We start from the raw sequence: 21,724 nt of genomic DNA, 5'->3' as shown, positions 1-21,724 counted from the left end.
AAAGGTACTGTTATTTTTGTCCTAATCCCGCATGGTAATTTAGTAGTATATTCCAGAAATGGGGATAGGAGTGAGATGACAGTGCCTTCAAAAATAGTCGATCGGTACAAACGAATTCTTAACGGAGAGCAAAAGCGTTTTTCCCCGTATGAGTTCGAAGATGTGCAGTACCGTAAGCAAAAAGTCCAGTTAGTTGTCAGATATGCGATTGAAAATGTGAAAAGATGGACGCCAGAGCAGGCGCGGCGTGAATTGAGCTTGCAAGATGTTAAAGAATTGAAGCTGCATTTAGTAAGGGAATTTATTGAACCGCCTATCGAGGCAAAGGCTGAGGATGTGTATTATTTCGTCGAATTTGCTTATCCGTATTTACCTCGGCTTTCAGAAGAGCAACGAGTGCTATGGGTTTACCATGAAGTGCTTTCAGGCATAAGACGTCATTTTCCCCCATCTTATTTTCAGAGCATAAAGGGTGAGGAACGGGCAAAAATATGCGTCGACTATATGTGCAGGCATCTACTAAAGCTGACAGATTTGCGTCAACTGCCAAGTATCTTCAGCAAAACAGAGAGAGCATATACGCTCCTGAAAACATATAAACTCAAGATTCTCGTCGATACACTCTACTTTTCACCATTTGATATGGTCACTGAAATGTATCCCGAACTTAGTGATCCCTCTTATTGGGAAGAGTTATAAAAATATTTGCACAACCCTGCTGTCTTTTTTTACGGTAGAGATAGTTTCATAGGCTTATAAGCAGATGAAACGGCCGTACTCTACAGGTGAGAGAAGGAGGCGTTGCGTATGGCAACAGTAGAGGCTCACCAGAAATGCTCTGCATCCGTGGAGCAGCTTCTAGGGCGACAAGTACGCTACCAGAAGCACAAACCCGGCAGGTATCTTTCAGTGGAAAGAGTTCCGCAGGGAGCGTTCCAGATCGAATCTGTACATCGATTTGGAGACAGAGTAGTACTCAATGACGGACTGATTGTAATGGAGAATGCTCCAACCGTCATGGAGCGCGGGGGAAGGATCGCTCTTCTTTTCGCGACCGGAGAAGAACTTTACTTTGTAACTGAGTAGGTTCTCTGAATCGCCTTGCACGGGTGCGTGTGAGGCGACCCATAAAGCGAAATGCCTGGTTTATCAGGCTAAATAAGATTCGACGAGTCGAGAATGCTGTTGGAGAATATCTATCGCTCTATAAAAAGGAAAATGGGGGTATTTTGACGTGTTGGCAAAGAGTGCAATCGAATTAGTCAACCGCTGCTATGAGGAGACAAACAAGCTGACATTGTTGTCATTGGAAGAGTTTAAGGAATCCTTTATTGCTTTTGTTTTTGGAGATTACCAGGAAGAGTTTATGGTTCAGTATGATCTGGAAGAGTTTTATGAGCATCTGAATCAGCTTCAGTTATCGAATTGCCGGAGAGATTTTGATCGAGCAGTTGAGGAATGGTACATCACAGAGTATGGAAGCGGGTATAAAGGCGTCAGTTATCATGACATTTTGTTTACGCTAGTAAAGGAAGCAGTCGTTCAATACCAATCGCCCAATCGGATAGCACTCATCCGGGACGTAACCAAGCTCCTTACTATGCCAAATGGATTCCTTGCCCGTTGGCAAAATGGGCAGATACGTGAGCGTCCCATCCCCACATATTTTAAATACTTGATGAAGCTTGGAGTACGTACACATGAAGATATTGAAACGTTGGTAGACATGTGGCTGGTAGAGTACCCAAACGCATTTAATAAAAAGCAGCAGGAGCTATTTGCCAATCCACCGAGAAGAGGAAGACCTAACAACGTCGAGCTCGCTCTGTTAATCGAGCTAGCCATGAAAGTGAGACCAGAAATGACAGCTCAGGAACGAGAGCGGCTGCGCAAAATATACTATTATCATCGCAAGTCCCTCACTGTTCGAGAGATGGTTGAGAAATTTGAGAAATACATTGCCAGTAAAAATAAATCAAATGATTCCCAGGTGGGATAATCATGTTTCACCAAATGAGCCGCTTTGTCTCCAGGTTCCGAGATTTGGAGCAACAGGAGTTTTCACAGTCAATTGAGGAAGAGCGGCATTGGAGAGTGCTTAAAGAAAAGCTTGCTTTGCCACAAATAGTTGAGCAACAGGAGTCGTATCAGCGTAAATGTATTGCTGTTATGAGTTTGTATGCACAGGCTGGAGCTAGTTTTCTTGCAAGTAACCTAGCGTATGCATGGTCAGGAAAAGGCATTCCTGTCACCCTTTGCGAGTTACCAAAAGTGACTTCCTATTATTATTTTGCACTTGATTTTGAACGTAGAGTTCGACAACAAGTAAGAGATTCTCCTACACCATCGCTCCTCATGCAGAATAACCATCTTCGCATCCAGATAGATTCCCCAGCACAACTTCAGCACGAATCTTCTCAAACAGATACAGCCAACTGGTTACTACGGATTTGTAAGGATAGTCCCATTGTTGTCATTGATGTTTCTTCCTACTGGAATGATCTCTACTCTAAACAAATTTTTGAGCATGCCGACGAAATATGGGTAGTATTTGATGCAGATTTGGCTAGACTTACCCGTTTGTTCCTGGTAGATCAAGCCCCTGCTTGGTGGAAGACAGAAAGAAGAAAAATAAAAATGATAGCAAACAAGTGGAATAGCCAATTGTCTCGGACAAGCGTCATGAAAAAAGTAGAAGGAACGCTCTCATTATGGGATCAGCAGCCTGGAGCTGCACAGGTAACTGACATGATTCCGTTGATGGATGGAGAGAAAACAGCAATGGCAAGCGCTAAAGCCAACCTACTATTGGAGCTTTTCCCAGAGGAAGAGATCGAGTTTCAGTCATTGATTCATGCTTATAAAGGAAGGATGTTATGAAGAAGCAAACATTGCTTGTCATTTGCTTAATTTCGTTTCTGCTAGCAGGGTCGTCCTTTTATGCAGCCACTCAGTATATTGACGCGATGGCTGCGGAAAAGCTGTTTGCCCCAGTTGTAAAAGTAGCTGCAGGGAAAGAAATATCAGCCTTCGAGCCGATTACACAAGATGATGTGATACTTGTACAGGAAGAAGTGGATGAAATTCTTCCAGGCTCAGCGCGTGATTTGGATACTGTTCTGGGGAAAAGGAGCACGCAGACTATATATGAAGGCGAACAATTATTAGTGGAAAAGCTGACAGATACGCAGCTTTTACCAGAAAAAGGGGAGGCGCGCTACGAGTTCCCCCTACTATCCATTCATCCTTTAACGGAATTACGCAAAGGCGATCATGTGAAAATTTGGGTCAAATACAAGAATCTCTCGGAGCTGCAAGACTATCCTGCACCACTGCATTTTCGAAAAACCAATGATACGGCAGATTTGTTATTTGAAAGTCAGCTTGCAAGCGTGAGGGACAGTAATGGTATTGAGATCTATACATTAAAGCCGAGCTTGTTGCCATCGCCTGATCAGATGGATTCCATCTTTCATGGATCACGAGAAAAGCCGTTGCAGAATGGCGAAAAACGATATCGTGACTACCGGGTTCAGCCAACAGCACTACCAGCTTTTATCGGCTTTAATTTGACAGACGAGGAGTATGTGATAGTAAGCGAGGCAATGTCATATGGGATGCTTCAGGTAGGTCATATCATGGGTTCAAAGGAGCAAGCGTCATGAAAATTTTAGTTTGTTATCCGATGAAGTCACTCGCCAAGACGTATATGCCTGTGTACAGTGATGTACTGGTAGCTGAGTCGGCGGAAGAGTTTTCGCGGCTTGTGCAGCTTTATATGCCAGAAGCTACCGTGATCTTTTCTGAAATGTTCACCTCTCCCGTTTGGGAATGGCTTCCGGCTCTGAAAGCACAGCTCCCGCCTAACTCACCGTTAATTATTGTTCCTCTCTATCGGGATGAGAAGATGATTGAGAAGGTAGCGGAGGAGTCTGAGCTAGAGCATGTATACCTGTTATCAGCTCATTTATCTCAAGAAGAAATACGCCATCAAATCAGTCTGATTCTAGGCCTTGTGCAAGAGTGTGCAGATATCGGATCGTCAAAAGAAAAGGGGCTGGTTTACGCTTTATTGAGCTACGGAGCTTCTGGCATTACTACCTTTTGTATTAATTATCCCGTCATACTAGCGAGACAGCATCCTGAAAAGCGAATTGTCGTACTTGATATGAATGACGCTAAGCCGGATTTAACACGTTTCTTCAAACTCCAACAACATCAATTATCTTCATTTCGTCCTGACTTTATCGATATACAAACAACTGCCAAGCGTAACTGGAGCAAGGTCTGCAAACAGAGCGTACACTTGCCTAATCTGTATTACGCACATGCTGCTAGCAAATGGAAAAGCTCAGAATTAAGCAATCTAATTAATGTGTTTCGCATGCAATTTGACTTTGTCTACGTCGATTGGGGTTACTGCTTTCCTGAGTCTGAGACTCTACAGCGATTGCTTCATACTGTTGACCGCAATCTTTTATTCGTGAGAGCTGATCCCTTTAGTATCGATAGTGCCAAAGAGTGGCTGCATAAATGGAGAGAAAGAGGAGTGAAATGCGAGGTTCTGCTCAGTCATTTAGAGCCTGGGCAACCCTTTCGAATCGGGGAGGATGTTTCGGTCTACGGTGTAGTACCACGAATTTCGGAGAGCAGGCTCAATCAATCTCATCAGAGTTGCAGTGTATTAATAGAAGAGTTTTTCCCTCCCAAATCCTACATCAGCAGTTTGAAGGAAATTGCTAAGGCACAATATATGGATAAAAGTGCGGTGTTTTGCTGATGAGAGGGATAGAACGAGAACAACCAGTTGGATCGGGCATCCAAACCATCGAGGACATTAAACAAGCAGCAAGAGATTATTTAAATCATTTTGGCAAAACGCGAGAAGAGAAGCTAGAGATGCAGCGAATTCTCGCTTTGGCAGAACAGGGAGATCGTGATAGTCACAACCATATTATTCTTCGCTTGCAGCATTATTTTGAGGAAGTCCTCCAACGACCAGTAACCGAACAAATTTTGCCGCATGTCAACGGTTACGAAGGGCTCACCTTTTCTACATACGGGTGGGGCATACTCGATGCGGTCCTCCATTTGTCTCCGTGGGTAGAGGAAGTGCGAATTTCTGCAAACCGCAACATTGCCTACTTGGAGCAAGGGGTCAAAAAATTTCTCTCTTACACACCAAGCTGGAAAGAGGTTGAAACCCTCCAACAAAAGTTGACCAATACAGCGGGGCTATCTTTTAACGAGAAAAAACCTAGATTGAGCGGATACTTACATTCACTAAAAGCGAGATTGACTATGTTTACTTTCCCTTATTCTAGAGTACCGACCATTCTGGTTAGACGATTTACAACGCCTACCTTTTCACTCGATCAACTCCGTACACAGCAACAGTCGGCCTTCGACGAAAGAATTCAATGGCTAATGGAACAGCAAGTATACGGACGCAGCAATGTACTGGTTATTGGACCGATGGCTGCAGGGAAAACAACATTGATGATGTGTATGATGAAGCTGAAGGACCCTCGGACAGAATATGTCACGATCTTTGAAAGTGAACATGAGATGCGATTTGGTGATATTTGGCCAGGTGAAGTGATTGAACTCCAAAACGTGGAGGAAATCGGCATTGAATTAGAGCATTGCTTCAAAGACATGTACCGATCAACCGCAAATACGATTTTGATTGGAGAAATTCGCGAGCCCATAGAAGCGTACCATTTTATAAATGCCGGAATCAGAGGGACGGACGCTACAATCGGAGCGATGCACGAACGATTTGCGCATAGAGCGCTACATGATTTGACCGATCTTGTTTATCAATACGGAGGACGGAGTGTCGAATTGACCCAGGAGCGGATTAGCAGGGCAGTCAATTTTGTCAATTCGCTTACATACCGCAACAGTGGTCACCGTTTTGTTGATGCCATTCATACGACGGAGTGGAATTCATCTTTTAACCGAGTGGAATCTATTCCCCTAGTAGGTCGCAACATGCAGACGGGAGCTTATGAATGGACGGGAAATCAACTGAGCCCACATTTAGTTGAATACATGTGTTACGTCGGCAAAGCAGACATTGAAGTGTTGAAAGAGCTACGTCTTACCGATATAGGCAGGCAGCTATGATTTACACATTTCTTTTCCCGGTGTTTCTATGTCTCTTCTCTGGCTTTCTGTTTCTCGGCTTACACCTGTATAAGGGATGGAGAAGTCCACGCGTATTCTTCCCGCGTACAGTTGAGGTATGGAGAGAGAAATTTTTAAGGCATTCAACCCGGCGCATGATGTATGAACGTTTTGAACGTTGGTGTCAAATCGTGGGAGGTACACCAGAAGGGTACTTATTACTATCCATGATTGGCGGGATTGCGGGATTCATCTCGGGTATTTTGTTAGGAAATATGATCGTATCCTTGTCGCTTTTTCTCTTATTCCTCTTGCTGCCAACACTGATTCTATACGCACGCTATACCGTACAAATGAATAAAAAAATCAGCTCCTTCTGTCGATTCGTAGAGTTGTTTGCCCGTTATTATAACAGTCGCAAAAACATCGTCCTTACCTTTCGCGAAATGATAGAGGAATGCCCCAAAGAGTTATTACCTGACCTCCTTCTGCTAAACAATAGCCTTTCGGATGGGGGAAACTCGGTTGCGGCAGTAGAACAATTTGCGAAGAGACTGGACCATCCGTGGGCTTTTGATTTTGCAACGTATATTTCCAGCGGTTTGGAAGGAGAAACAGAAGATATTCAATCACCTTTAAACCGGTTAACGAATGAGATGTTTGTACAACAAGATGAAAAGCATGAGCGTGATAGTGAAATATACTCCATTTGGATCAGCCTGCTTATCGTCATAGCGATTTGCATTTGTTTGATCCCCTACAACCAGGGGTTGCTTCAAGATTCCTATCGTCTCTATTTCTACACGCCAGATGGACAGGCCATATTAGCAATTGCGGCGACTGTGTGGACTTTTTCGATCCTGTTGGCGTTTATTTGGGGAAGGAGATATCGCTAATGCCAATGCTAGTCATGTATACCTACCTTGGGTTAGGCGCTCTATTTGTTTTTAGTGCAACGTTTATGATCGGGAAGTATTTGTTTCACAAGCAAAAGCCGAAGCTGTTTGTTTCCGGGGCGTGGTGGGGAAAGTGGGAGCAGGCACTCAAGCCTGACGAAGACGACAAATGGGATCAGTTACTATCACGAGCAGGAAGGCCTTTTGGATGGGGAAAACCGGAGTGGGTGTTTCTGCAATTGTTGACTGGAAGTACCGTTTGCATCCTGATTCTTATGTGGATCGTCGTGAGTCGAATGGAATCATTTCCACTTCTGTCGATGTGCCTGGCATCTGCAGGGAGTTACATGCTTCCGTACATGGGCTTGAAGATGTGGGCAAATCACAGGGAGGATATGCTGAGCACAGATATCGCCAGATTTATCAATCGCTATGTGACCCTTCTAGAAAATCAGGTGCCCATTTACAATGCCATGGTCAAGGCAGCAAGACCGACTAGAAAGCTAAAGGAGTATATCCCTACTTTATCTGAGTGGAACAGGGACTCTAATGAAGCACTTGAGAGCTTTAAACGCAAGATTGGCGTCGACGACGGAATTATCCTCGTATCGAGCATGCGTACAATTGAAACGCTGAGCGAAGGACAAGTAAGTGCAACTATGCAACGAATGGAGTGGGCTGTCGATCATCGACGAATGTTCCGTCATCGAAAAAAGATAAAGTCTTTGGGGATCGGCTACACGGTTATTGTCTACCCGGCATTTTACATGGGATTATTGGTCGCCATGTTTCCCTGGTACAAGCTGCTTACAGAAATTCTGGATAAATATTTGATCTGAGGAGGAGAAAACTCATGACCAAGCTATTATCTATCATCATGTGCATCGTTTTCTCTTTAGGAATAATCGTTTCTAGCTTGTCCGAAATAAACACATCGGTAGTGAGAGAAGACGGGCTGAGAGATCGAGCAGTTGGGTGGATCGACAAAGCCATACCTTAAATCACGTAAGAGAAAAGGGGAAATTCGAGATGTCGAAAATGTTTTTTATATTTTTAGCATGCGTCATGGTGTTAGGGATCGGTGTCAGCAGCTATGGCAATGAGTTAAGCCCGGCGGCAAACGATTCTGCCGAGAGCATTAATCAATCCATCACATCGCTGAATTACGATACCCGAAATGAAAACATCAACTTCAGGATGCAAAACGGCACATCTTATACATCGTCAAAGTGATGCTGCACATCCACGTTCTTCTCATCATTTCGATTATGGTAGGGAGTTTGTGCGCGGTACTTTGGAATCTCCAGCCAGAGGAGCAGCTTAAACAGACACAAAAAGAAAGGGTGTATCGAGCAGCGACGGTCATCTTCCATTAAAGAGGAGTTGGCGTTTCTAAAACGATGGTGAAAGCAAAAGTCTTTCTTATTTGTCTACTGGTCCTTCTATTGGTCACTTCCGCATTGGGAGCTTACCACTTGTACGCAATGGAAAGGGCGATTGCCCGTGGAATCTATGCTGACTTACTGGATGATATGCAGGACATCGGGTATTTGGAGCCGACGTTAGCAGATTACTATCTTCTGAAAATGAAAGAACTGGGTTGGGAAGTGACAGAGGATGCGTTTGCTGGGAGCTGGCCTCGAACTGAGAGCGAGCGAGCTCGCAAAGAGCGGCAGGAGGCGATTACCTTGTCGGTTACCATCCAGCCTTCAAAAGTGACCCAATGGCTGCACAAATTTGTGGAGGGGGATACATCCTTTTCCTTTACGGGAAGCCGGCCGTCCGAATACTTTGATCCAGGGTGGTAGTACATGAATAAAATGATTAGCATTTTGGCTGTAATGGCTATTGTTTTGCCTTTGACGGTAGGCTTGCTTCTCACCGGGCCGCAAAATCTCCTTTCGGCATGCACGCAGTTTTTCGGTGATTTGCTCGCTGAAGTCACGCGTTTTGGTACAGGCTAATGGGTCAATTAATCGCTGTGATTCTGAACATTATGGTTATGCTACTCGTTCCATTAGGACTTTTACAGGTACATACGGTTGTTCAGGCCAGAAACGAATTATTGGAAGTGAGCGCGGCCGCTACAAAATACGTCAGCAACCACGGGGGGACGAATGAAGCCAACTTGCAACAAGAGGTTCGGGCATTGATCACTCGGGAGCTGAGGGAGAAAAAGTTTTCCGTGTCAGATCAGGACCTGTCTATCAGTGTCACTCGCACTCGCACTCGTTCACTTGATCCCGTCCTATGGAGCCATGAAGATGAATTTGTTGTGGAGCTGGCAATTCCATACCCCCGCTTTACCTCATGGATTCCAATCCCGGCTGATTCCTTGCAAGTTCAAAGAATAGGTACAGTTAACATCATGAACTACGATCTGTAAAAGCTCCCGTTAGGAGGCTATCGTTACGGGTATTAACATCTTATCCATTTCTACGATGCTGTTCTTTTTGCTGGTAGGTATGTTTATTGTCGATGCAGACATCGCCATGCAGAAAAAAACAGAAGTGAAGATACTCCTGGAGTTGTCTAATCATCACGCCACCTTTGCTGTTGATCCTGTATTGAAAACAGAGGGTGTGATTGATCTGCTCGAAGACGAGGCTCTTGAACGTTTTGATGAAAGAATGTACGAGAACGGTGGATACCGTCGTGAGCAAGCCATGTTCGTCCCTCAAGCAGACAGTGTGACCACTGATCCCATTCCTTTCTCGCGCTATTATGTGGATTTCCGTTCGTGGCGCCATGACCTCCAATTACGCCTACAGTACAATGGGACAACCCTCGTGACAGAGAGAGCAACGGAAGGGCCAGCTCGTCCGGGAGGTGGCATGCTACAGATTACCGTCGTAACTGAGCAGGGGGAGGAACTGCAGCTTGCACCGAAAACAATGGTCGGTCCATCCCATGTAGTAGTTGCCTACATCGACGAGCAACCGTTTCTGCCAATGCTGCCTCCACATTCGTTTCCAGTCGTATCTGTAGAAGAACTGAAAGATTAGTCAGACTTATTTACAAATTGCAAATTCTTCTGGTACTATGTAGGAAAGTGCTTACCCAGCTTGCGATTGTGAGGAAGTCGCTCTCCGAACATCCCGTTTGCCGGTCCGTTAAGCATAGTAAAAGTGGGGTTATTGATTTGTTTGATAAAGATACCATTTATATCGTAGGCGATGCACAGTCCTCTTCGAACAATCCGATTACACAGCAATTCAGTGCTTTTTTTATCGGATTGGTTGTCGATACTTCCAACGACAAGATCGTAGATGCGGCCTGTTCCTCCACGGTTCAACTGACGTCTGACTTTGCTCGGTCGATCTTTATCGGTCATTCTATTATGGCGTCGGAGGAAATTGGTGAAGAGATTCGCTTTCGGTATTTTGGATCTTCCCAAAAAACATTGATCGCAGCGTTCAAGGACGCGCAAAAGAAGTACAAACAAGCAGTTTCCACGAGAAATAAAGCCACAGTCACCAAATGAATACACCCGCTGCTTTATTTATTCGTATGCACGGCATACACGTAAGTAAAACCCAGCAAATGCCATGATCGCGTGCATTTGCTGGGTTTTTTGCTTATTACGAGAGTTCAGTCACTGCCACCAACATGGTTTTACTGATTTTTGATGAAAAGGAGGAGAGTCCTTGCTATCTTTTGTCTTCCGCAGATTTATCTCCATGATCGTGACGTTATGGCTCATCATTACCCTCACCTTTTTCCTGATGCATGCCGTTCCAGGATCTCCTTTTGAAAAAGAAGGAAAGGCATTAAACGAAGCCGTTGCTGCGAACCTCAATGCCTACTACAACCTGGATAAGCCACTACTCGTCCAATACGGGCTGTACTTGCAAAAGCTATTGCAGTTTGACCTTGGGCCATCGATTGCCAACAGCTCAGATACGGTCAACAAAATGATCGCCCGTGGATTCCCCGTTTCTTTTCAACTCGGTCTGATTTCTGTCGTCTTTGCGATTGTCACTGGTATCGCCCTTGGTGTGATCGCCGCGCTACGACATAACCGTCTCATTGATTACCTTGCCATGATTATTGCTGTTATCGGGATATCTGTTCCCAGCTTTGTTGTCGCTTCCTTATTAATCAAATATTTGGCGGTCGAATGGAAGCTGTTGCCGACCGCAACATGGGGTACTTGGCAGCATGTGATTATGCCAGCGCTTGCATTGGCATTTGGTCCGATTGCGATTATCGCTCGTTTGACCCGTACCAACATGCTGGAAGTGTTGACCCAGGAATATATTGAAACCGCTCGCGCAAAAGGGCTGTCTCCGGCAACGATCGTGTTGAAGCACGCGCTGCGTAATGCAATTTTGCCTGTCGTCACGCTTTTAGGTGCATTGATTGCCAACGTTTTAACGGGAAGCTTTGTGATCGAAAAAATATTTGCGATTCCTGGGATGGGGAAATACTTCGTTGCTGGCATCAATAACCGTGACTATTCCGTCATTATGGGAACGACAGTCTTCTATAGCGCACTTTTAATTTTCCTGATGTTTGTCGTCGATGTCCTGTACGGCATCATTGATCCACGAATTAAGCTACATCGAAAGGAGAGCGAAGGATGATCGTTTCTGATGATTTATTTATCCCCATGCGTAAAGACAACCTCAATGCGGAAGCGATTGTGCGACCTCAACTGACGTTTTGGCAAGAAGCTTGGCTTCGTCTGAGAGGAAACAAGCTGGCCCTGATGGGATTGGTAGTTATTATCTTGCTTGGGGTTATGGCTACGATTGGACCGATGATCTCTGGTCATGAATACGCCAAACAGTCGATTATTATGAAAAACAAACCGCCATCGGAAGCGAATTGGTTTGGTACTGATGATTTTGGCCGTGATGTTTTCACACGTGTTTGGTATGGTGCTCGCATTTCCCTGTTTGTCGGTTTGACAGCAGCTCTTATCGATTTTTTCATTGGTGTCTTGTATGGAGGAATTGCCGGATATTTGGGCGGGCGAATCGATAATATCATGATGCGCTTCGTCGATATTTTGTACGGCCTTCCTTATTTATTGGTTGTGATTTTGTTGATGGTCGTCATGGGACCCGGACTTTTAACCATTATTATCGCATTAAGTGCGACAGGCTGGATCGGGATGGCCCGGACTGTGCGTGGTCAGGTCCTGCAAATGAAAAACTCGGAGTACGTACTGGCGGCAAAAACAATGGGGGCAAAGCCTTTCTACATCATTCGCAAGCACCTGCTGCCCAACACAATTGGCATCATCATTGTCTATGTCACGTTATCTGTTCCATCTGCGATTTTTTCAGAGGCGTTTCTGAGCTTCCTCGGTCTCGGTATTCAGGCGCCAATGGCTAGCTGGGGTGTGATGGCGAACGATGGACTCCCCACCATTTTGTCCGGTCATTGGTGGCGGCTCTTTTTCCCTGCTTTCCTAATCTCGCTGACGATGCTCGCGTTCAATGTGCTCGGTGATGGCTTGCGTGATGCGTTCGATCCGAAGTCAAGGAGGTAGGCAACATGGATAAAACGGAAAAGCTGCTGGAAGTCAGTGGGCTTCGGGTCACATTCAAGACGCATGGCGGTGAAGTAAACGCGGTTCGGGACGTGAACTTTACCTTGAACAAAGGGGAGACACTGGCGATTGTTGGTGAATCCGGATGTGGGAAAAGCGTGACTGCAAGGAGCATCATGCGTCTGATCCCAGAGCATATCGGAAAAATCGCAGGTGGAAGTATTCATTTTAAAGGGCAAGACCTGGCAAAGCTGCCGGAAAAGCAAATGCGTGAGCTGCGTGGGAAAGAAATCTCCATGATTTTTCAAGATGCGATGACTTCACTCAACCCGACCATCACCATTGGTGAACAGATTATGGAAGGAATCGTTCGCCATCAAAAGGTCGCCAGAAGCGAAGCCAAGCGGCAAGCGATTGAAATTCTCACCTTGGTCGGGATCGCCAATCCAGAAAGTCGTCTCAAGCAATACCTCCATCAGTTCAGTGGCGGGATGCGCCAACGGATCATGATTGCGATTGCGCTTGTCTGTAAGCCGTCCATTTTGATTGCGGATGAGCCTACGACAGCGTTGGATGTAACGATTCAGGCGCAAATCATCGAGCTGTTCAAAAGCATTCAGCAAAAGACGGGAGTCTCGATCATTATTATCACGCATGATTTGGGAGTCGTCGCCAAGATTGCGGATCGGGTCAACGTCATGTATGCCGGAAAAGTAGTAGAGTCCGGTCCTGTTCGCGACATTTTTTACAATCCACAGCATCCATACACAAAAGGCTTGCTGGCGTCGATGCCTCGTTTGGATGCGGATCGCTCTATTCCGTTGAGCCCCATACCTGGAACACCTCCAGATTTGTTTCGTCCGCCAATAGGCTGTGCATTCGCTGCGCGCTGCGACTACGCGTTGGAAGTATGTCGGAATTACCAGCCTGCGGAGACCCATGTCCATAGCAAACACGCGGTTTCCTGTTGGTTGCAGGACCCACGGGCGAAGAAGTTGCTGGCGTCGATGCAACCGCCAACGGGGACCTGATTCATGGCTGTCGAGGGCAGTGCATTCGTGTAAAAGAGGGTGTCGTCTGACGGCGCTATCCTTTTACGTCATACAAAAACAAAAAAATAAGGGGGAAGAAACAGTGAAAAAACTATCAACATTGTTGCTGACGGCTACGCTGGGTGTGTCCATGCTCATGGCTGGATGTACATCGGGTCAACCAGCTGCACCGAGTGAGCCTGCACCAGGCAACACGGCTCAGCCAAACGCTCCGACGCCGGGCGATCAAGCGGCAAAGCTCCTCTTGCTGAATAATATCAAGGAACCGACGTCATTGGACCCGCCAATTGGTTTCGATGAGCCGTCCTATAACATTTTGAACAACTTGATGGAAGGCTTGACCCGCCTGGACGAAAATCAAAAGCCTCAACCAGCGGCCGCTTCCGAATGGACAATCTCCGTGGATGGAAAAACCTACACCTTTACCCTGCGTGACAACAAATGGTCCAATGGTGAACCGGTAAAGGCTCAGGACTTCGAATTCGCGTGGAAACGCATGCTTGATCCTGCCCTGGCATCTCCAGCAGCATCCCTCGCGTACATTATTGAGGGTGCGGAGGCATATAACAGCGGGAAAGGACCGGCGGATGGCGTAAAAGTAAAAGCTCTGGACGACAAGACACTAGAGGTTGTGCTCGCTCAACCAGCTTCTTGGACGCTCCTGTTGGCATCCAACCCAGCTTTCTTCCCTGTACACAAAGCAACTGTAGAAAAAGATCCGAAATGGGCAGCAGAAGCAGCAAGCTTTGTCGGAAACGGACCATTCAAGCTGACAGAGTGGGCGCATGACAGTGAACTGAAAATCATGAAGAGCGATACCTACTGGGATGCAGCCAACGTAACGCTGCCTGGTGCCGTTTGGAAAATGATTGATGACGAGAATACCGAGTATCAAATGTTTACTAACGAAGAGCTGCATAGAACAACAACCGTTCCTGCAGACATGGCGGACCAATTGTTCAAAGAAGGCAAAGTATTCGTGCGTGACGGAGCAGGTACAGAGTTCTATCGTTTTAACGTAACGAAGGAGCCATTTGATAACGCCAATATTCGCAAAGCCTTTAGCTTGGCGATTGACCGTAAGACACTGGTCGACCTGGTGCTGATGCGTCAGCAAAAACCGGGAACAGGCTTCGTATCTTTTGGTTTGCCTGATGCCAACGGTGAAGGACAATTCCGTGAAGTGGGCGGAGAACTGGTAAACTTCAACCCAGATGAAGCGAAGAAGCTCCTGGAACTAGGAATGAAAGAAAAAGGCTACACAAAGCTACCAGAAGTTACACTCACATACCGTAGCGGAACGGCTAACGAAAAAACGGCACAAGCCGCGCAAGAAATGTGGAAGCAGACGCTGGGCGTAGATGTGAAGCTGCAAAAAGTAGAAGGAAAAGTTTTGACCGATATGCAAAAGCAATTGCAGTATCAAATTGCTCGTTCTTCCTGGTTGCCCGACTTCGGTGATGCGATCAACTTCCTCGACATTTTCCAATCGAAGGCAGCAAGCAATCGTACGGGTTGGAGCAATGCGCAATTCGACAAGCTGATCCAAGACGCATACAAAGAGCCAGACGATGCAAAACGTCTGAAGCTGCTGCATGATGCAGAAAAACTCTTGTTGGATGAAGCGCCAATCGCACCGCTGTATTTCTACAACACTTCCTTGCTCTCAAGCGACAAGGTGAGTGGGGTACAAAGCTCTTCACTTAGCTACACAGACCTGAGAAAAGCTGTCGTGAAGTAACAAGAGTGAGTTGGGAGAAGTCATTTCAGGCGGCTGGAATGACTCTCCCCCCTTTTTTGCTAGAATTTTTAATAGTGCTATAATTTAGTATGTCTATTAGAAAAAACAGTGAAAGAAAGCACAAGTGCTGGAGAAGATGGAGGAAAACATGATTATTCAAGCCATTGAAGTAAAACGAATATCTGTTCCTTTGAAAAAGCCTTTTAAAACGGCTTTGCGTACGGTGCATAGCCTGGAATCGATTCTGGTGAAAATCACCTGCGACAACGGTATGGTCGGGTGGGGCGAAGCTTCGGCTACTGTTGTCATTACCGGAGACAGCATCGAGAGCATCGAGTCGGCGATTATGAACACGATGAGACCTCAGCTCATCGGTTTGAATTTGCTTGCCTATGAACGAGTGTTCCAAACCTTGCATCAATCCATGGTAGGGAATACGAGTGCGAAGGCAGCAGTAGACATTGCATTGTACGACCTCATTTCTCAGCGCGCAGGAATGCCGTTGTATCAATTCCTGGGTGGCTACCGAGACCAATTGGAGACTGACTATACCGTCAGCGTGAACTCCCCGAAAGAAATGGGCGAGGATGCGACTGCCTATCTCAAGCAAGGCTTCAACGTACTGAAAATCAAGGTCGGCAAGGACAATATCGAGGATGACATTTTGCGCATCCAGGAAATTCGCAAATCCGTGGGCAATCAGGTAAAGATTCGTCTTGATGCCAACCAGGGATGGAATGTAAAAGAAGCGGTGCAATCCATTCGAAAAATGGAGGACATGGGTCTTGGCATCGAACTCATTGAGCAGCCAGTAAAAGCGCATGATCTGGAAGGCTTGAAGCGGGTAACAGATTCGGTTGATACGCCAATCATGGCTGACGAGAGTGTGTTTTCACCAGCGCAGGCTCTGCAGGTTTTGCAAAAACGTGCGGCTGACATGATTAATATCAAGCTGATGAAAGCTGGCGGCATTTACAAAGCACAATTGATCAACCAATTGGCTGAAGAGTACGGTATTCCATGCATGGTTGGCAGTATGATCGAATCGCGTCTGGCTGTATCAGCAGCAGCTCATTTTGCAGCCAGCAAGAAGAACATCACCCGCTTTGATTTCGATGCTCCGTTGATGCTTTTGCACGATGGCATAGAGGGTGGCGTAACGTACGAGGGCCGCGTGATGCGCATGCCAGAAGAGTCTGGGCTCGGTATTCGTTCCGTCAGCCTGTGGGAGGGGGAGAACTAAGATGAAATCTGCCATTGTTTCTGTCTCTGTTGCCACTGTGTGGACCAAGCCGGAGTCGCCGCGTGATATTGACCAAGTAGCACTCCAATCCCCGGTAGATGTACGAAGCTGGATCGCTTCCCTTACTGTGGAGGAGAAGCTTGGTTTTTACGACCAAAACGCGATTCAAACCCAAGCGCTGTACGGTACGCGCGTAGAGGTAGTCGAGGAGCAAGGGGAATGGTCACAAATTCTGATTCCTGATCAGACTACGAACAAAAACGCAACAGGCTATCCGGGCTGGATGCCTTCTCGCCAGCTAGCACCGTGGTCAGATGCTTTTGAGGTACAGCAAGGCCAAAAGCTGGCGATGGTCACGGCGGCGTTTACCCGTCTACATACACCTGATCAAAAGCCAGACATGGAACTTGCCTTCTTGACCAAACTACCGCTGATCGAGGAAACCGCGGACTGGGTAACGGTAGCGACACCGAACGGCACAGGACTTTTGCCAAAAGCAGACGTCCAAATCGTGAAAGCAAACGAGCCCATCGAGCTTTCCGGTATTCGTGGAGAGGCAATCGTAGAAGCGGGTAAGCGATTCCTCAACCTGCATTATTTATGGGGCGGCATGTCCTCTTACGGGTATGACTGCTCAGGATTTGCGTACAACATGCACCGTTCTGTCGGTCTCCAGATTCCGCGTGATGCATCTGATCAGGCAAAAGCCGGACAGCTTGTGGAAAAAGAAGCTTTGCTTCCAGGCGATTTGTTGTTTTTTGCCCATGACGAAGGAAAAGGCAGAGTCCATCACGTGGGCATTTACATGGGCAATGGCGAAATGATTCATTCTCCGGATTCGCGAAGTGCCATCGAGATCGTCAAGCTGGATGGCTACAAGCTCGAAAAGGAACATTGCGTCTCCAGACGATACTGGTAAACGGATAACGGGGAGGAGTGGCCAGATGGAACGAAAGAAGCTGGTCCAGGTAAAGAACCTGACAAAAACCTTTACGTTGGGTAAAGGGCTCTCACTTACGGCAGCGGACAATGTTTCCTTCGATATATACGAGGGGGAAACGTTTGGACTGGTAGGGGAATCTGGCTGCGGCAAATCGACCACAGGCCGTACAATCATCGGATTGTATCAACCGACGACAGGTGAGGTCATTTTTGACGGGCAAAACGTCCATCAGGCATCATCTGCTGTGCGGAGTAAGCTGACACGCCAAATGCAAATGATTTTTCAGGACCCGTATGCTTCTCTGAACCCCCGAATGAACATTGCGGAAATCATATCGGAGGGCCTGTATCTGAACGGGCTATATAAAGGGAAGGAACGGATGAACCGTGTGATTGAGCTGTTGGAGATGGTTGGTTTGCAGAAAGAGCATGCCAACCGTTTCCCGCACGAGTTCAGTGGTGGTCAGCGACAGCGGATTGGGATTGCCCGTGCGCTTGCCGTGAATCCACCATTCATCATTGCCGATGAGCCGATTTCTGCACTCGATGTTTCGGTTCAGGCACAGGTCGTTAATTTAATGAAGAAATTGCAGCAGGAACAAAAGCTGACGTATTTGTTTATCGCGCATGATTTGGCGATGGTCAAGCACATCAGTGACCGTATTGGCGTCATGTATTTGGGTAATATGGTCGAGATGACTGCGAGTGAAATTCTTTACGAATCACCGAAGCATCCTTACACGCAGGCGTTGTTGTCGGCCATTCCTGTCCCCGATCCCGACTTGGAGAAAAGCCGTGAGCGCACCATTATCGAAGGTGACGTTCCCAGCCCGATCAATCCACCTAGCGGCTGTGTGTTCCGTACACGTTGTCCAGTAGCCAAAGCAGTATGCGCCGAAAAGAAGCCTATCTGGCAGGAAGTAGACACCAACCACTTCGTCGCCTGTCACTTGTATCAATAGTCTTCTATTTTGCCAGAAGATTCGACATTGTCTTTCTGCCATCCTTGATTAATGGGGATGGCTTTTTCTACATAAACTTTTAACTTTAACCTATGAAAGGGCTTACATCAACTATTCGGAGAGGAGAACTGTTAATATTCTGTTAACTGGCAGGAATCGAACAGGTTTTGTCGAAATACGGATACAGTAAAACATTCCGTGACTCACCTACTTCATCGTGAACTTCATTCCAGAGAAGTGAGGGTTGCATATGACTCTGAGTACCTCCTCGTTCCATTCAACTCCCCGTCGCTGGCGGGAAGTGGAGACACAGTTGGGAATTGTTGTCCCTAGATCGCTTCGATCGGACACTTCTGCTCTACTGTTTTTGGAAAGCGTCGCTGCAACACCCATGTTGGACAAAGAAGAAGAGCTTGCTTGCCTGATTCGCTATCAAAGGGATGGCGATCTTGAAGCACGTGAAACGATTGTGCGCGCCTATTTACGATACGTAGTTAGTACCGCTTTGCGCCATTTGAAAAGAGGGATGCCGTTCCTGGATTTGATTCAGGAAGGCACGATAGGTTTGTTTACCGCGATTGACAAATTTGATGTGGGACGTGGCGTGCGTCTCTATCATTACTCACACTGGTGGATCTCTCAGGCGATCACCCGTGCCATCAACGACAAAGCAACTTTGATTCGCATTCCTGTCCACATGCATGAGCAGATTCGCCAGTATCAGAAGCAAGTACTACATCTCGTCCATGCTTTGAATCGCACGCCTGATCGGCAGGAGATTGCCGTACTCTTGGATATCCCACTAGAAAAGGTGGATGCCATCGAACTGGCTTTAATGATGAAGATGGAATCCATCGACGCTGAGCTGGATAGTGAGAAATGGCAGGCTTGGCATGAAGACGAGAGCTTGAGCTACGCAGAAATCATGGATGATGGGTTGTCCTCTCTGGACGACTGGATTGAAAAGGTAGACCTTCGCTCGCAGATGCGTGCAGCGTTGGAGCGACTTAGTCCCCGCGCCCAAGAAATTATCTCTATGCGTTATGGTCTCTATGATGATCAAGTGTATACGCTGGAGGAAGTGGGGAAAATGTTTGGTCTTACCCGCGAGCGTATTCGCCAAATTGAAGCGACGACGATTGACCGATTGCGAACGCAAAAAGCTTCACACGTATTAAAAGATTATTTAACCTAACATAGGATTTGGTTATTTCAGCCCCTCTTTATACAGAGGGGTTTTTTCTGTCAGAAATGGTCGAATTCACAAAGTGTCAGACTCACAGTGGGAGAAGCGTAGTCTTTTTCTCCTTGTGGTAAACTGGTAAGATAGCTTCATGATTTTTTCGCTATGTAAAGAGGTAGTTTGAAAAGGAGGATCGCTACATGGGCGATTATATGATAAGAGCAACTGGTTTTAATGGGCATGTTCGTGCATTTGCCGCACGCACGACAGAATCTGTCGAAGATATGCGTCGTCGTCATGACATGTGGAATACAGCGACAGCAGCAGCGGGGCGTACGCTGACCATTACCTTGATGATGGGGGCTATGCTAAAAGGAAACGAGAGCCTCTATGTCAAAGTAAAAGGAGGCGGACCAATCGGGCAGATCATCGCGGAAGCAAACGCACATGGTGAAGGAATCGCTTATGTATCCAACCCTCAGGTCCACTTTGAGCTAAACGATAAAGGCAAGCTCGATGTAGCGCGTGCAGTGGGAACAGACGGGTTTGTGTACGTAACGAAAGATCTCGGTCTCAAGGAGCCGTATCAAGGAAGTTCGCCGATCGTCTCTGGTGAGATTGGGGAAGACTTCACTTATTATTTTGTGATGTCCGAGCAAACGCCTTCAGCAGTAGGTGTGGGTGTACTGGTTAATCCTGAGGACCGTTCTGTTTTGGCTGCGGGTGGATTCATTCTTCAGCTGTTGCCGAATACGCCAGAAGAGGTTGTAGCAGCCATTGAAGAACGTTTGGGGCAGCTTCCGCAGGTTTCTCGCATGATTGGCGAAGGATTGACTCCGGAAGAGATTTTGGCCCGCGTATTGGATGAGCCAAAAATCCTGAGCCGCACGGAGATTCAATTTAGCTGCAAATGTACAGCGGATAAGGTGGTTCAGGCACTGATCAGCATGGGACGCGAAGAAATGGAAGGTCTGATTGAAGAACTGGGCGAAGCAGAAGTACACTGTCATTTCTGTAATGAACGTTACCATTATGACAGATCCGCGTTGGAAGACATCCTGAAAGACATGTAAGCGCGGCGTCAAGTAGGGGAGTGTTGGCATGACCAACGTAAAAGGGTTATGGGCATTCATTGGGGCGCTTGTATTGTTGCTGCTTGCCGTTACCTGGGCATGGTACCAGGCATCAGGCAAGCTGCAGCCTGCCGCCATCGTAGGGGATAAGACGATTAGCAACGATGAGTATGTAACGGCGCTGAAACAAAAGTTCGGTAAGCAAGTGCTAAACGACATGATTAATCGGGAAGTCGTTTTTCAAGAGGCGAAGCGATCCGGCATTACGGTTGATCAGAAACAGCTGGAGCAAGAGCTTTCCCAGATTCGCGACAGTTATGGCAGTCGGACAGACAGCGAGTTTGAGGCTGCGCTGTTAAAACAAGCGGGAACGACCGTGGAAGCCCTCAAGCAGGAGATTTCTTACCAAATCCTGCTGCAAACCCTGGCAACGAAGGACATGACCATCAAGGATGAAGAAGTGCTAAACGTCTACAATAGCCGATCTGACCGCTATACCCGACCGATGCAGATGCGTTTAGGACAAATCGTCGTGGCGTCACAAAAAGAAGCGGAACAAGTTTTGGCTGATTTAAAAAACGGGGCCGACTTTCAGACGATTGCCAAAGAGCGTTCGATTGATGCAGATACAGCTGTGAACGGCGGCGATGTAGGCTGGGTTTCCATTAAGGATAATCGATTGCCTGACGAGGCGAAGCCCATCGTAGAAAAGCTGGAGAAAGACAAATATAGCGAAGCGATCAAAATAGAAGATCAATACGTCATTTACCAACTGACAGAGCGCAGGGAAGCCAGTCAACGGACATTTGAAGAAGTAAAAGATGAGTTACGCCGAGAGATCGCATTTGCCCAGGTCGAGTCATTGGATGTCGTGCTGGAGCGGTTGCAAAAATCGGTAGGGGTCCAGATTTCTGGGCAAATGCCTCATTGACCAAATAGGCTGCCGTTGATATAATTATGTCAATAAATCCTAGCGTTTTACTCGGTTATTAAAAATAGG

General features: G+C 46.7%; 26 protein-coding genes. All 26 read left to right on the top strand.

The genetic code is table 11. The features are described from left to right. Positions 1 to 81: 81 nt before the first annotated feature. The 26 genes from HP398_RS30160 to HP398_RS30035 all read left to right on the top strand — a co-directional run bounded on the left by HP398_RS30160 (position 82) and on the right by HP398_RS30035 (position 21,655). Complete coding sequence (locus tag HP398_RS30160; protein ID WP_026042923.1) at positions 82 to 699, top strand: DUF4046 domain-containing protein; 618 nt, start codon at positions 82 to 84, stop codon at positions 697 to 699. Between the two features lie 108 nt (positions 700 to 807). Beyond that, entirely contained in the window at positions 808 to 1,086 is a 279-nt protein-coding gene (locus tag HP398_RS30155; protein WP_017246987.1) for a hypothetical protein, read from the top strand. A gap of 148 nt (positions 1,087 to 1,234) precedes the next feature. Then, positions 1,235 to 1,999, top strand: a complete 765-nt coding sequence (locus HP398_RS30150; protein ID WP_069853023.1) for a hypothetical protein — start codon at positions 1,235 to 1,237, stop codon at positions 1,997 to 1,999. 2 nt (positions 2,000 to 2,001) lie between these two features. Continuing rightward, complete coding sequence (locus tag HP398_RS30145; RefSeq protein WP_017246989.1) at positions 2,002 to 2,880, top strand: CpaE/TadZ family protein; 879 nt, start codon at positions 2,002 to 2,004, stop codon at positions 2,878 to 2,880. Beyond that, a complete protein-coding gene (locus tag HP398_RS30140) occupies positions 2,877 to 3,665 on the top strand; it encodes an SAF domain-containing protein (protein WP_017246990.1) in 789 nt (262 codons plus the stop codon). The genes HP398_RS30145 and HP398_RS30140 overlap by 4 nt, the downstream gene beginning before the upstream one ends. Beyond that, the gene (locus HP398_RS30135) at positions 3,662 to 4,780 is read left to right on the top strand and encodes a hypothetical protein (RefSeq protein WP_173624469.1); all 1,119 of its coding nucleotides are present in this window, start codon (positions 3,662 to 3,664) and stop codon (positions 4,778 to 4,780) included. Before HP398_RS30140 ends, HP398_RS30135 begins: the two co-directional genes overlap by 4 nt. Beyond that, positions 4,780 to 6,132, top strand: a complete 1,353-nt coding sequence (locus HP398_RS30130; RefSeq protein WP_017246992.1) for an ATPase, T2SS/T4P/T4SS family — start codon at positions 4,780 to 4,782, stop codon at positions 6,130 to 6,132. The genes HP398_RS30135 and HP398_RS30130 overlap by 1 nt, the downstream gene beginning before the upstream one ends. A 191-nt stretch (positions 6,133 to 6,323) precedes the next feature. Continuing rightward, positions 6,324 to 7,028 carry a hypothetical protein gene (locus HP398_RS30125; RefSeq protein ID WP_254476477.1) on the top strand — a complete coding sequence of 235 codons (705 nt, stop codon included), beginning with the start codon at positions 6,324 to 6,326 and terminating at the stop codon, positions 7,026 to 7,028. Beyond that, entirely contained in the window at positions 7,028 to 7,867 is an 840-nt protein-coding gene (locus HP398_RS30120) for a hypothetical protein (protein ID WP_173624467.1), read from the top strand. Before HP398_RS30125 ends, HP398_RS30120 begins: the two co-directional genes overlap by 1 nt. 14 nt (positions 7,868 to 7,881) lie before the next feature. After that, positions 7,882 to 8,028, top strand: a complete 147-nt coding sequence (locus HP398_RS30115; RefSeq protein WP_007725181.1) for a hypothetical protein — start codon at positions 7,882 to 7,884, stop codon at positions 8,026 to 8,028. Between the two features lie 29 nt (positions 8,029 to 8,057). After that, on the top strand, positions 8,058 to 8,261 hold the full coding sequence (locus HP398_RS30110; RefSeq protein ID WP_016738853.1) for a hypothetical protein: 204 nt from the start codon (positions 8,058 to 8,060) through the stop codon (positions 8,259 to 8,261). A 167-nt stretch (positions 8,262 to 8,428) separates the two neighbouring features. Next, positions 8,429 to 8,836, top strand: coding sequence for a hypothetical protein (locus tag HP398_RS30105; RefSeq protein ID WP_017246996.1), 408 nt, complete (start codon positions 8,429 to 8,431; stop codon positions 8,834 to 8,836). A gap of 3 nt (positions 8,837 to 8,839) precedes the next feature. Continuing rightward, on the top strand, positions 8,840 to 8,992 hold the full coding sequence (locus HP398_RS30100) for a hypothetical protein (protein ID WP_007725191.1): 153 nt from the start codon (positions 8,840 to 8,842) through the stop codon (positions 8,990 to 8,992). After that, the gene (locus HP398_RS30095; protein ID WP_173624466.1) at positions 8,992 to 9,414 is read left to right on the top strand and encodes a hypothetical protein; all 423 of its coding nucleotides are present in this window, start codon (positions 8,992 to 8,994) and stop codon (positions 9,412 to 9,414) included. Before HP398_RS30100 ends, HP398_RS30095 begins: the two co-directional genes overlap by 1 nt. A gap of 55 nt (positions 9,415 to 9,469) precedes the next feature. Further along, the gene (locus HP398_RS30090; protein WP_017246998.1) at positions 9,470 to 10,033 is read left to right on the top strand and encodes a hypothetical protein; all 564 of its coding nucleotides are present in this window, start codon (positions 9,470 to 9,472) and stop codon (positions 10,031 to 10,033) included. A gap of 137 nt (positions 10,034 to 10,170) precedes the next feature. Continuing rightward, complete coding sequence (locus HP398_RS30085; RefSeq protein ID WP_012683929.1) at positions 10,171 to 10,512, top strand: DUF3870 domain-containing protein; 342 nt, start codon at positions 10,171 to 10,173, stop codon at positions 10,510 to 10,512. A gap of 163 nt (positions 10,513 to 10,675) precedes the next feature. Further along, entirely contained in the window at positions 10,676 to 11,614 is a 939-nt protein-coding gene (locus tag HP398_RS30080) for an ABC transporter permease (protein WP_017246999.1), read from the top strand. A gap of 26 nt (positions 11,615 to 11,640) precedes the next feature. Continuing rightward, positions 11,641 to 12,528: an ABC transporter permease gene (locus HP398_RS30075; RefSeq protein WP_371736826.1), complete on the top strand. Its 888-nt coding sequence runs from the start codon at positions 11,641 to 11,643 to the stop codon at positions 12,526 to 12,528. A gap of 5 nt (positions 12,529 to 12,533) precedes the next feature. Continuing rightward, positions 12,534 to 13,559, top strand: a complete 1,026-nt coding sequence (locus HP398_RS30070; protein WP_173624465.1) for an ABC transporter ATP-binding protein — start codon at positions 12,534 to 12,536, stop codon at positions 13,557 to 13,559. 103 nt (positions 13,560 to 13,662) lie between these two features. Next, positions 13,663 to 15,321: a peptide ABC transporter substrate-binding protein gene (locus HP398_RS30065; RefSeq protein WP_173624464.1), complete on the top strand. Its 1,659-nt coding sequence runs from the start codon at positions 13,663 to 13,665 to the stop codon at positions 15,319 to 15,321. Between the two features lie 148 nt (positions 15,322 to 15,469). Further along, positions 15,470 to 16,564: a dipeptide epimerase gene (locus tag HP398_RS30060; RefSeq protein WP_017247003.1), complete on the top strand. Its 1,095-nt coding sequence runs from the start codon at positions 15,470 to 15,472 to the stop codon at positions 16,562 to 16,564. A gap of 1 nt (position 16,565) precedes the next feature. Beyond that, positions 16,566 to 17,483, top strand: coding sequence for a C40 family peptidase (locus tag HP398_RS30055; RefSeq protein ID WP_017247004.1), 918 nt, complete (start codon positions 16,566 to 16,568; stop codon positions 17,481 to 17,483). A gap of 25 nt (positions 17,484 to 17,508) precedes the next feature. Continuing rightward, positions 17,509 to 18,468 (top strand): ABC transporter ATP-binding protein, encoded by a 960-nt coding sequence (locus HP398_RS30050; protein WP_173624463.1) that lies wholly within the window; start codon positions 17,509 to 17,511, stop codon positions 18,466 to 18,468. Between the two features lie 250 nt (positions 18,469 to 18,718). Continuing rightward, positions 18,719 to 19,663 (top strand): sigma-70 family RNA polymerase sigma factor, encoded by a 945-nt coding sequence (locus tag HP398_RS30045; RefSeq protein WP_017247006.1) that lies wholly within the window; start codon positions 18,719 to 18,721, stop codon positions 19,661 to 19,663. A 188-nt stretch (positions 19,664 to 19,851) separates the two neighbouring features. After that, positions 19,852 to 20,724, top strand: a complete 873-nt coding sequence (gene hslO, locus HP398_RS30040) for an Hsp33 family molecular chaperone HslO (protein WP_173624462.1) — start codon at positions 19,852 to 19,854, stop codon at positions 20,722 to 20,724. Positions 20,725 to 20,752: 28 nt separating this feature from the next. Then, positions 20,753 to 21,655 (top strand): peptidyl-prolyl cis-trans isomerase, encoded by a 903-nt coding sequence (locus HP398_RS30035; RefSeq protein ID WP_173624461.1) that lies wholly within the window; start codon positions 20,753 to 20,755, stop codon positions 21,653 to 21,655. Positions 21,656 to 21,724: the final 69 nt, after the last annotated feature.

The sequence above is a fragment of the Brevibacillus sp. HB1.4B genome, assembly GCF_013284285.1.
GTDB lineage: Bacteria > Bacillota > Bacilli > Brevibacillales > Brevibacillaceae > Brevibacillus > Brevibacillus porteri.
This window is presented reverse-complemented; position numbering and strand designations above follow the sequence as displayed.

Coding starts and splice junctions, on each gene's coding strand:
- HP398_RS30055 (WP_017247004.1), top strand. CDS start 16,566: ATGAAATCTGCCATTGTTTCTGTCTCTGTTGCCACTGTGTGGACCAAG.
- HP398_RS30090 (WP_017246998.1), top strand. CDS start 9,470: ATGCTGTTCTTTTTGCTGGTAGGTATGTTTATTGTCGATGCAGACATC.
- HP398_RS30035 (WP_173624461.1), top strand. CDS start 20,753: ATGACCAACGTAAAAGGGTTATGGGCATTCATTGGGGCGCTTGTATTG.
- HP398_RS30105 (WP_017246996.1), top strand. CDS start 8,429: ATGGTGAAAGCAAAAGTCTTTCTTATTTGTCTACTGGTCCTTCTATTG.
- HP398_RS30115 (WP_007725181.1), top strand. CDS start 7,882: ATGACCAAGCTATTATCTATCATCATGTGCATCGTTTTCTCTTTAGGA.
- HP398_RS30140 (WP_017246990.1), top strand. CDS start 2,877: ATGAAGAAGCAAACATTGCTTGTCATTTGCTTAATTTCGTTTCTGCTA.
- HP398_RS30155 (WP_017246987.1), top strand. CDS start 808: ATGGCAACAGTAGAGGCTCACCAGAAATGCTCTGCATCCGTGGAGCAG.
- HP398_RS30110 (WP_016738853.1), top strand. CDS start 8,058: ATGTCGAAAATGTTTTTTATATTTTTAGCATGCGTCATGGTGTTAGGG.
- HP398_RS30135 (WP_173624469.1), top strand. CDS start 3,662: ATGAAAATTTTAGTTTGTTATCCGATGAAGTCACTCGCCAAGACGTAT.
- hslO (WP_173624462.1), top strand. CDS start 19,852: ATGGGCGATTATATGATAAGAGCAACTGGTTTTAATGGGCATGTTCGT.
- HP398_RS30070 (WP_173624465.1), top strand. CDS start 12,534: ATGGATAAAACGGAAAAGCTGCTGGAAGTCAGTGGGCTTCGGGTCACA.
- HP398_RS30075 (WP_371736826.1), top strand. CDS start 11,641: ATGCGTAAAGACAACCTCAATGCGGAAGCGATTGTGCGACCTCAACTG.
- HP398_RS30120 (WP_173624467.1), top strand. CDS start 7,028: ATGCCAATGCTAGTCATGTATACCTACCTTGGGTTAGGCGCTCTATTT.
- HP398_RS30145 (WP_017246989.1), top strand. CDS start 2,002: ATGTTTCACCAAATGAGCCGCTTTGTCTCCAGGTTCCGAGATTTGGAG.
- HP398_RS30050 (WP_173624463.1), top strand. CDS start 17,509: ATGGAACGAAAGAAGCTGGTCCAGGTAAAGAACCTGACAAAAACCTTT.
- HP398_RS30060 (WP_017247003.1), top strand. CDS start 15,470: ATGATTATTCAAGCCATTGAAGTAAAACGAATATCTGTTCCTTTGAAA.
- HP398_RS30100 (WP_007725191.1), top strand. CDS start 8,840: ATGAATAAAATGATTAGCATTTTGGCTGTAATGGCTATTGTTTTGCCT.
- HP398_RS30095 (WP_173624466.1), top strand. CDS start 8,992: ATGGGTCAATTAATCGCTGTGATTCTGAACATTATGGTTATGCTACTC.
- HP398_RS30045 (WP_017247006.1), top strand. CDS start 18,719: ATGACTCTGAGTACCTCCTCGTTCCATTCAACTCCCCGTCGCTGGCGG.
- HP398_RS30130 (WP_017246992.1), top strand. CDS start 4,780: ATGAGAGGGATAGAACGAGAACAACCAGTTGGATCGGGCATCCAAACC.